The organism is Photorhabdus heterorhabditis (assembly GCF_018448905.1).
Taxonomy (GTDB): domain Bacteria; phylum Pseudomonadota; class Gammaproteobacteria; order Enterobacterales; family Enterobacteriaceae; genus Photorhabdus; species Photorhabdus heterorhabditis.
In genome coordinates, this window is sequence record NZ_RCWA01000106.1 from 1 (window position 1) to 2008 (window position 2008).

The following is a 2008-nucleotide window of genomic DNA, read 5'->3' on the forward strand; positions in this document are numbered from 1 at the left end:
AAAATTAACCAGACCGGCAGCGGTGAACTGACGCTCCATACCCGCACCCTGAATAACCAGGAGGGGACCGTGTTCAATCAGGGGACATTGACCCTCACCACTGACCGGCTTAATAACCGTCAGGGCACGATTGCCAGTCAGGGCGAGGACCTGCATCTCACCGCGCAAACGGCGGATAATACCCAGGGGACGGTGCAGTTGGCTGGCAACGGGAAACTGTCGCTCAATACCCAACGGTGGCTGGGCCATCAGGGCAAACTACTGACCAATGGTGCCCTGACGATACAGGCCGGTGAACTGCAACTCAACCAGGCCGAGACTCAGGCCGGGCAGATAACCCTCAACGCCGACACCCTGAACCATCAAGGCGGCGTGATGCAACAACAGGGTAAAGACACGCTGTCCCTCACCACCCGGCGGCTGGATAACCAGCGCGGCACCCTTGCGGGCAACGGCAACCTGAACCTGAAAGCAACGACCGTCGATAATCGTCACGGCCACATCGTGGCCGCCGAAAAAGGCTCGCTGACACTGGCAGTCAAAGACACGCTGGACAATCAGTCGGGTCGGCTGGAAGCGGGCCACGCGCTCCAGCTCAGGGCATCCCAACTGAATAATGGTCAGGGGAGCATTGTTGCCGCCGGGGACAGCGCCACCCTCACCGTTGGCAAAACTATTCAAAACGCTCACGGCCATCTTGAAGCCAAAACCCGACTGACCACCACCAGTCAGGCGTTGGATAACACCCAGGGAACATTGCTGGCGCAACATATCACCAGCCAGACCACCGGGCATCGATTCACCAATACCGCCGGACAGGTGATAGCCGAAGACACCCTGACCTTAAATAGCGGTCAGCTGGATAATACTGCGGGGCGGTTACAGGCGGGTGGCGAGATGTCCATTGATACCCACGGTCACTGGCTCGCCAACGCTGCCACGACGGACAAAAAAGGTGGCCGGTTGTTAAGCGGCGGACACTTAACTTTGCGCACCGGCGACATCGATAATACTGGCGGCATGATAGCAGCGGACGGCAAAACCACCCTGACCAGCACCGCGCTCAATAATACGCAGGGCCAGATAGCCGGCAATGGTGGGCTGGACATTCACAGCCGACAACTCACCAACCGCGAGGGCAGCTTACAATCCGCAGACACCCTGACGCTGGAGACTGACGGCCAGTTACTGGATAACCGGCAGGGGCGAATTCTCGGTGAGGGCAAAACCACTATCACCAGCGGCCCACTGGACAATCGCCACGGTCATCTGCAAGGCGGACAGTTGGTTATCCAGACCGGACAGGCGCAGACCGATAACCGGGACGGCAAACTGTTATCCACCGACACGTTAACCCTGCACACTCACCAGCTCGACAATCGTCACGGACAGGTGCAGGCGGTGGGCGACACGCAGCTTAATGTTGACACTCAAACCGATAACACCGGCGGCCTGATGCGGGGCGGTTCACAACTCACCCTGAACACGACTCAGCTGATTAACCGTGAGACAACGCAGCCGGATAACGGCGTGGAGGCGCAAAATCTGACGATAAACGCCCGGCAGGTGGACAATACCGGGGGCGCTTTACGGGCCGCTAACCATCTGCAAGCTCAGGTGAGTCACACGCTGAATAATGCTCAGGGGTTAATCTCCGCGGGCAAACAGCTTACCGTAGACGACAGGAGCGGGCACACCTCGCTGGTGATTGACAACCGGCAAGGTACGCTGATTGCCGGGGAACAGGCCACGATTAACGCCCACGCCTTAAGTGGGGACGGCCAGCTGTTATCGCAGGGCGATATGGCGGTCACCTTAACCAAGGATTTTCACCATACCGGCCACACTGCGGCCAATGGTAATCTGACCCTGAAAACGACCGGCAATCTCACCAATGACCGGGCCATCGTCGCCGGGCAAACCGTGCAGCTGACCGCCAAAAACCTTACCAATACTCAGACCGCGGAAATCAGCGCCGGGAAAACGCAGGTTAATGTTCACGACACCC

At 58.4% G+C, this 2008-nt stretch carries 1 pseudogene; it reads left to right on the forward strand.

Features of this window, described 5'->3' with window-relative positions:
- A pseudogene (locus EAE89_RS22695) lies at positions 1–2008 on the forward strand (hemagglutinin repeat-containing protein); the annotation flags it as partial.